The organism is Pseudomonas sp. (assembly GCF_032058845.1).
GTDB lineage: Bacteria > Pseudomonadota > Gammaproteobacteria > Pseudomonadales > Pseudomonadaceae > Aquipseudomonas.
This window is the reverse complement of sequence record NZ_DAMCCR010000148.1, coordinates 1-8,276: the sequence shown is the minus strand read 5'-3', so window position 1 is coordinate 8,276 and position 8,276 is coordinate 1. Positions and strand designations below refer to the sequence as shown.

Below are 8,276 nucleotides of genomic sequence, written 5' to 3'. Positions count from 1 at the left end.
GATACGGCTGGCCGCCGAACGCGGTGGCGCGTTGCAGCGCGGGCCCGGCCTGATCGACCCTGAGCGCGGTGGCGCACAGCGACGGGCCGTGGGCTTCGAAGAAATTGTGGGCAAAGGAATAGGGCTCGGCATTGAGCACGATGTTGATATCGCCCTGGCGCAGCAGGCGTACATCCTTGCTGCGGTGCTCACCGGCGTCGCGAAAGCCCAGGCGCTTGAGCCAGCCGCCCAGCCGCGCGCCCACCGCCTCATCCACGGCGAACTCGAGGAACTCCACACCTTGGTACTGGCTGGCAGCGGGCGGTGCGAACAGCACGCCGCTTTCGAGGGTCGTGGCCTCGGCCTGCAGACGCAGGCGGGTCTTTTCCTCCAGATACAGCAGCGAGCGCAGGCCGTCGACTGCGTTCTGCCGGGGCGGCGCTGCGCGGAAACCATCGTTGAAGATTTCCAGTGACAACGGCCCTCGGTAACCGGTGGCGAGGATCGACGCCAGGAACCCGGCCATGTCCATTTCGCCCTGGCCGGGGAAGCATCGGAAATGCCGGCTCCACTCCAGCACATCCATGGCCAGAATCGGCGCGTCGGCCATCTGCACGAAGAAGATCTTCTCGCCCGGAATATCACGGATCGCGCCAGGGTCACCTTTGAGCGACAGGGTGTGGAAGCTGTCGAGAATCACCCCAAGTGCCGCGTGATCGGCCTGACGCACCAGGTTCCACACCTGTTGATAGGTGTTCACATGACGCCCCCAGGCCAGCCCTTCATAGCCAATGCGCAGGCCGCGCTGGTTCGCATGCTCGGCCAGCAGGCGCAAGTCATCGACCAGTACCTGCTCATCGCCAAGGGCATCGGCCTGCACGTTGCTGCACACCAGCACCAGGTCGGTGCCCAGTTCCTGCATCAGGTCGAACTTGCGCTCGGCGCGATCAAGGTTGCGCTGCAGGCGGTCGCGGCGGCAGCCTTCGAAGTCACGAAACGGCTGGAACAGGGTAATGGCGATACCCAGGTCGGCGCACATCTGGCGGATTTCCCGCGGGCTGCCGTCGTAGTAGAGCAGGTCGTTTTCAAAGATCTCGACACCGTCGAACCCTGCTGCGGCGATCGCTTCGAGCTTTTCCGGCAAGGTGCCGCTCAAGGACACGGTGGCAATTGAACGTTTCATGCTGGAATTCCTTGTAGTGAGGCGCGCAGCGCTATCGGTGCGGGACGACAGGCCCGCAAAGGGTTTCTTGGCAGGATGGATTATTCGCAGGTAAAGTCGCGCCGACAATGGGTCTTGTACGGAATGGTTAGTTTTGCGTTCGATTGCCGAACAGAACCGGATGATACGAATTGATTCACTTCACAGCACTGGACAACCATGACGCCACTCCCAGGCCGGGCCCTCGACCCGCACTGCTTTGTCGTCGAGGGCTTGGACACTGCGAGGGCGCGCGTTGCGTCACCAGACAATAATTTCAATAAACCGGGTAAACACCTATGCACACCTCCACTGCCCTTGCGCTTGCCCGCAAGCACCGAGTACGTACCTGCCCCCCTGCCCTTTCTGTTGTGCTGGCGAGACTCACGCCTGGGGTTTGCCCGTTTCTGTCTGCCTGAATTGTCTTAACCCATGCGTTGCCTACACCGCTCCGTGCGGTGACTAACAAGAACAACGGAGAACACGATGGCCAAATCAAGCTCCCAAGCCAAGAAAGCGACCGCCAGCGGGTGGATCGGCTCGGCCCTGGAATACTACGACTTCTTCATCTATGCCCAGGCTGCGGCCTTGATTTTCCCGCAGATATTCTTCCCGTCGATGGACCCGAAGATGGCCATCATCGCCTCGCTCGCAACCTATGGCGTGGGTTACCTGGCGCGCCCGATCGGCGCCTTCGTGCTCGGCCACTGGGGTGACACGCGCGGGCGCAAAAATGTGCTGCTGCTGTGCATGTTCCTCATGGGCCTGTCGACCATGGCAGTGGGTCTGCTACCCACCTACCACGACATCGGCATCGCTGCCCCGCTGATTCTGGTACTGCTGCGCCTGGTGCAAGGATTCGCGGTGGCCGGGGAGATTTCCGGCGCCAGCTCGATGATCATGGAGCACGCTCCGTTCGGCCGCCGCGGCTACTACGCCAGCTATACCCTCCAAGGCGTACAGGCTGGCCAGGTCATGGCGGCTGCCGTGTTCCTGCCGCTGGCCTACTTCATGCCCAGCGACATGTTCAATGACTGGGGCTGGCGCATTCCGTTCCTGCTCAGCGCGTTCGTCCTGGTGGCGGGCTTCATCATCCGCAAGGAAGTCCACGAAACCCCGGCGTTCGTTCAAGAAGAACAGAAAGACGCCGTGGCCAAGTCGCCGATCAGCGAAGCGTTTCGCTACAGCTGGAAACACATGGTGCTGGTGATGTTCATGGCCCTGATGAACGTGATTCCGGTAGTGGCCACGGTGTTCGGTGCGGCCTACGCGGTGCAGCCGGCCTATGGCGTGGGCTTCGATAAAAGCGTGTACCTGTGGATCCCGGTGATCGGCAACATCGTCGCCGTGCTGGTGATTCCGTTCGTGGGCAATCTGTCGGACAAGATCGGCCGCCGCCCGACCATGATCGCGGGCTGCCTGGGCTCGGGCCTGTTGGCCTTCGTCTACCTGTACGCCATCAGCATCCATAACGTGCCGATGGCCGTGGCTGCTTCGATCGTGATGTGGGGCCTGGTCTACCAGGGCTACAACGCGGTGTTCCCAAGCTTCTATCCAGAGCTGTTCCAGACCCGCTACCGCGTCTCGGCCATGGCCATTGCGCAGAACATCGGCACCATGCTCACCGCCATGCTGCCGGCGCTGTTCGCCGCCGTTGCGCCACCGGGCTCGGACAACATCCCGATGGTGGTCGGAGGAATTGCCTTCTTCATCACCTGCATCTGCGCCCTGGCGGCCTACCTGGCCCCGGAAACCCACCGCCTGGCGATGGAAGACCTGGGCAAGGCCGATGCCAAGCCCATGGGCAAAGACGCCTATGAAGCCAGCCGGCAGGACAGCCTGCGCACCGTCAGCCACTGAGGATCTCGCTGTAAGGCAAAAAGGGGCGCGTTGCCAGCAACGCGCCCCTTTTTTTGCCTTCGACTTCATCCCTTCATGGGGGTCTTATCTGCGCCGCTGCATCCACGCCGCCCCCAGTCCACTCAGGCAGATGATGGCGATGCCTACCAGACTGGTGGTGTCCGGCATCTGACCGAAGAACAGCAAGCCCAGCAAGCCGGCAAAGACGATCTGGCAGTAGCTGAATGGCGCCAGCAAAGCCGGTGCGGCAAAGCGGAAGGCCTGAGTCAGCAACAGGTGCGCGCTCATGCCGAAACCGCCCAGAGCGAGCATCACCAGGGCATGATCCCAGCGCGGCACCTCCCAGAAAAACGGCACCAGCGCGCTCATGACCAGGGTATTGCACAGCCCTGCGTAGAAGTTGCTGGTGGTCGGGCTGTCAATGGTCGAGAGCTGGCGGGTCAGTATCTGGTAGAAGCAGAAGCCCAGCGCCGAGCCCAGCGGAAAGAGCATCGCCGGGGTGAACATCGCACCGCCCGGGTGCACCACCACCATGACCCCGATGAACCCGAGCACCACCGCCACCCACTGGCCGCGGGTGACATGCTCCTTGAGCAGTGGCACCGACAACGCCGTCACCAGCACCGGGGCGAGGAAATTGACCGACGTGGCCTCGGCCAAGGGCAGGTAATGCAGCCCGGTGGTGAACAGCAGGCTGGTACTGAGCAGGCTCAAGGCGCGCAGGGTCTGCAACACCGGGCGGCGGGTACGCAGCACGGCCATGCCGGACCTGGGCAGGAAGATCCCGGCCATCAGCAGGGTGTGCACCACATAGCGCGCCCAGACCACCATGACGATCGGATAGATGCCGCCCAGGTACTTGGACAGCGCGTCGTGGCTTGCGAACAGGAACGTGGCGCAGACCACCAGGGCCATGCCACGCAGGGGTTGGTTGACTCCGGAAAGCGGGGTGCTGGTACTCATGCTGATCTCGGAAAAAGACGCCGCGGCAGACGGCGTTGGGTGTGGCGGCGCAGTCTTGCATCCGCAACGATGCGCAAAATGATGCGTTCGTGGTGTTGCCGGAATCAAGCACAACCCCACGCAACGCCAGCCGGCGCGCACTGCCCCTCCGATCATTTCTGCAACGGACAGTTCAAGCCCCGTCAGCGTCGCAAGGTAAACGCGACGGGGCGCCATGGCGATACTGTACCCGCGTTGCGCTGCATTGCGCCGCACCTACCTCCGGCGGATCAGCTCGGCGAGCCTGCGGTGGGCGCCACGCTCCGGAATGTGCGGGTCATTGGCCATGCCCTGCAGCGCACAGCCGCTGGCGTCTTGCGCGAGAGGCTCGCGCGCACAGGGCTACAACGGCAGCAGCCGCGTCAGTCGCTCACTCGCTGGCATCGGTCGGCCGTACAGATAGCCCTGAAGATGCGAGCACCCCTCGGCGGCCAGGCGGTGCATCTGCTCGGTGGATTCCACGCCTTCGGCCGTGGTCTTGATCATCAGGCTGTTGGACAGCTCGGTGATGGCGCGGATGATCGACATCGCCTCGCGGCTGTCGCACATGTCGTGCACGAACGATTTGTCGATCTTGATCCGGTCGAACGGGAATGAGCGCAGATAACCCAGCGATGAATAACCCGTGCCGAAGTCGTCCAGCGAGATCGACACGCCCAGCGCCTTCAGGGCGCGCAAGGTCTGGACGTTCTCCTCACTGTTGCCCAGCAGCACCGACTCGGTGATCTCCAGTTCCAGCCGTTCGGGCGCAAGCCCCGAATCGGCCAGCGCCAGGGCGACGATGTGCGGCAGGTTGGCGTCCTTGAACTGCACCGGCGACAGGTTCACCGCCACAGTCTGGCTGCCCTCCCAGCCGGCTGCTTCCTGGCAGGCCAGGTTCAGGGCGCGAATCCCGATGTCGTGAATCAGCCCGGTTTCCTCGGCGATGGGAATGAAGTCCATCGGCATGATCATGCCGCGCTCGGGGTGCTGCCAGCGCAGCAACGCTTCATAGCCGCTGACGCTGTGGTTGCGGTGATCCACCACCGGCTGGTAGTGCAACTGCAGCTGGCCCAGGTGCAGTGCGGTGCGCAGGTCGGTCTCGACCAGGCGGCGTTGACGCGCGGCGACGTCGAGGTCGATGTGGAAACACTCGTAGCGGTTGCGCCCGTTGCGTTTGGCTTCGTACAACGCCATGTCGGCATAGCACAACAGTTGCTCGGCCTGCTGGTGATCGTCGGGCGAGACGGCGATGCCGATACTCACGCCGACGCTGAACTGATGGCCTTCGATATGAAACGCCGGGGCAATCGCGGCGATCAACCGCTGCGCGGTCTGCGCCGCTGCCTCGCGGCTGTCCAGGCCGGTCAGCACCACGGCGAATTCGTCACCGCCCAGGCGCGCCAGGGTATCGTGCTCGCGCAATTCACTGCGCAGGCGCTTGCCCAGTGCGCGTAGCAGCTTGTCGCCGAATGCGTGGCCAAGGCTGTCGTTGATGTTCTTGAAGTTGTCCAGGTCAAGGCACAGCGCCGCGGTCAGCTTGCCCTGTTCTTCGCCGCGCAGCAGCGCGTGGGTGAGCCGGTCGCTGAACAGCGTGCGGTTGGGCAGCCCGGTCAGCGCGTCGTGGTGCGCCATGTAGTGGATCTGCGCATGCGCCGCCAGCTGCTCGGTAGCGTCTTCGCCGACGTACAGCACGTAATCGGACTGGCCGGCCGGGCTTTCGCAGCGCACCACACGGCTACGCAACGTGCGCATGCCGAGGGCGGTGTCGACCCGGGTCTCGGCGGCAAACGCCTGGCCGTTATGGGCGCCACGGGTCAATTGCTGTTGCAGGTACTGGGCGGTTGTCGGCGGCAGGCAGCGCTCGGGCAGGTGGCCGATCATGCTCGCACCCTGCCCGCCAAACAGCCGCTCGGCCTGCTGGTTGGCCAGGAGGATCTTGCGGCTGCTGGCGTCCTGCACGATCACGCTGGCAGGAATATTGGCGATGACCGAATCGAGGAACTGCGACAACCCGGCCATTTCCAGGCTATGTTGCTCGGCCGCTTCCTTGGCGTGCAGCAGCGCTTGTTCGTAGCGACGCTGCTCGCTCATGTCGCGGGTGACCTTGGAGAAGCCCACCAGCTCGCCAGTGTCTTCATCGACGATGGCTTCGATCACCACGCTGGTCCAGAAATGCGAGCCGTCCTTGCGCTGGCGCAGGCCCTGGGCCTGGAAGCGGCCCTCGCGGCGGGCCGTTTCCACGCCCAGCTCGGGCAGCCCGCTCTGACGGTCTTGATCGATGTAGAACACCGAGAAATGCTGGCCCAGGATTTCATCGGTGCGATAACCCTTGGTGCGCTCGGCGCCAGCGTTCCAGCTGGCCACTCGGCCGCAGGGGTCGAGCATGTAGATGGCGTAATCGCTGACGCCCTGTACCAGCAGCCGGAAGTTGCGTTCCTGCTCGCGCTGGGCCATCTGCGCCTGGTACTGCTCGGTGCAGTCGCGGGTGATCTTGGCAAACCCCACCAGTTGGCCGTCGTCGTCATGCACCGCGTCGATCACCACGTGTGCCCGAAACGCCGAGCCGTCCTTGCGCAAGCGCCAGCCATGCTCTTCGAAGCGCCCGGTCGAGCGCGCCTGGGCGAGATTGAGCTCCGGGCAACCGGCCAGCCGTTCGGCGTCTGTGTAGAACAGCGAATAATGTCGGCCGACCACTTCATCGGCGCTGTAACCCTTGGCGCGCTGCGCCCCGGCGTTCCAGTTGGCGATCACACCCTCGGGCGTGAGCAGATAGATGGCGTAGTCCAACACGCTCTGGATCAACAAGCGGTACATCACGTCGGGGTTTGCAACGAGCGACATGTAAACGAACCTATGGGCATCAGCGAAGGAAACACCTGAACCTGTATCAGGAAGTCCCTGATGTTCAAGATGCTGGCATTATGCCTTCAACGTGGCCGCTTTGCTCTTTTCTCGCAATCAATTGCGCCTATCGCCGCTATAGGGCTTTGTACATGGGCACGCAGCGCAAGCTGATACCCGAGGGCGACTCATACACGGACTCGGCCTGGCCGACGAAGCCGCAACGCCGGTAGAAGTCCGCGGCATTGAGGGTGGCGTCGAGGGTCAGGTGGGTCCAGCCAGCGCGACGCGCCAGCCCCTCGAGGTGTTCGACCAGGCGCCGGCCGATGCCCTGCCCCATGGCCTGCGGGGCAACGAACAACGCGCCCAACTCACTCACCTGCGGACCGAGCATGACGGTTGCCACGTCTTCACCGTGCCAGCGGGCCAGGTAGAAGTGCTGCTCCACCAGATCGGCATACGGGGGCGTGACCACGGCCTGAGTCCAGGTGTGCATGTCCTGCGCCGAATAGGCGCCGATGCACTGGGCGTGAATGGCCGCGCGGCGGATGTCTAGCGTGCATTGTGCGTCAGCACGGGTAGCGGGACGGATATCGAGCATTGCAATGCCTTTCCTTGGACTGGCAAAGCCGGGGCGGCGGCGCTGGCCTTGCGAGGTGTATGCATGTGGTCTTCCCCGACGGCCCGACCGCGCCGCAGGAGGTTGACAGCCGAGTGTCCGCCGCCACTCGTCGTTACGGTCGCGCGCAGAGCGCAAAGCCCAAGCCGCGGGCGGCCCCTGCGATCAACAGGGTCGCTGTGGACGTCATCTCGCTCTCCTTGTCAGTGGCTCCCGACCCTAACTGACCTGGAGAAGGATTTCACCCCTACCGGCTACAGGCTCAGGTCCAGCGCCTGGCGCAAGGGCTCGCCGCGCGCATCATCGGCGGCGCTGACCAAGGCAAAGTTGTAGTCCCCGTGGGACCAGTAGCGCGCTGCCAGCTCGCCCTCGGTGCGCTCGCCACTGGGCATGCGCGCAAAATGGCTGCCTGGCGAACGCAGGAACAGGCTGACGCGCTGACCCTTGCCATCTTCGAACACCAGTAGCGCTGCGGCGCCCTGCTCGTTGCTGAGCAGGCGCGCACCGACCGGCAGCAGGCCATAACCAGACAGGTCGGGGAGTTGTCCGACGCGGGCGAAGTACTGGTCGAGCCAGCCTTGCAGGCGTGCAGGGTCGCGGGCCTGGATATCCAGCGCCGTGCTGCTGGCGAACAGCCGATGGGCCTGCAACGCATCGGCCATGGGCAGGTTCTGCGCGGTCAGGCTGACGCTACGCGCCTGCCACCCGCCCAGGCCCCCCAGGCCGACCGCCAGCACCAGCACCGCCGCACTGGCCCAGCGGCGCTGACGCCGTTGGCGCAAACCACGTTGC

6 protein-coding genes are annotated in these 8,276 nt (G+C 64.0%); 1 reads left to right on the top strand and 5 read right to left on the bottom strand.

What is annotated here, in order from left to right; translation table 11 throughout:
• The coding region (locus RT028_RS19130) for a TIM barrel protein (RefSeq protein WP_312936882.1) at positions 1-1,162 on the bottom strand (1,162 nt) is incomplete at its 3' end.
• Between the two features lie 504 nt (positions 1,163-1,666).
• Here RT028_RS19130 and RT028_RS19125 point away from each other — a divergent pair.
• A complete protein-coding gene (locus RT028_RS19125) occupies positions 1,667-3,040 on the top strand; it encodes an MFS transporter (protein ID WP_312936880.1) in 1,374 nt (457 codons plus the stop codon).
• A gap of 84 nt (positions 3,041-3,124) precedes the next feature.
• Here the strand turns inward: RT028_RS19125 and RT028_RS19120 are convergent, their stop codons facing one another.
• From RT028_RS19120 to RT028_RS19105, 4 genes are all read right to left on the bottom strand, one after another.
• Positions 3,125-4,003 (bottom strand): DMT family transporter, encoded by an 879-nt coding sequence (locus RT028_RS19120; protein WP_312936878.1) that lies wholly within the window; start codon positions 4,001-4,003, stop codon positions 3,125-3,127.
• 381 nt (positions 4,004-4,384) lie between these two features.
• Positions 4,385-6,865: an EAL domain-containing protein gene (locus RT028_RS19115; RefSeq protein WP_312936876.1), complete on the bottom strand. Its 2,481-nt coding sequence runs from the start codon at positions 6,863-6,865 to the stop codon at positions 4,385-4,387.
• Positions 6,866-7,001: 136 nt separating this feature from the next.
• Positions 7,002-7,466 (bottom strand): GNAT family N-acetyltransferase, encoded by a 465-nt coding sequence (locus RT028_RS19110; protein ID WP_312936874.1) that lies wholly within the window; start codon positions 7,464-7,466, stop codon positions 7,002-7,004.
• Positions 7,467-7,738: 272 nt separating this feature from the next.
• The coding region (locus tag RT028_RS19105) for an anti-sigma factor (protein WP_312936873.1) at positions 7,739-8,276 on the bottom strand (538 nt) is incomplete at its 5' end.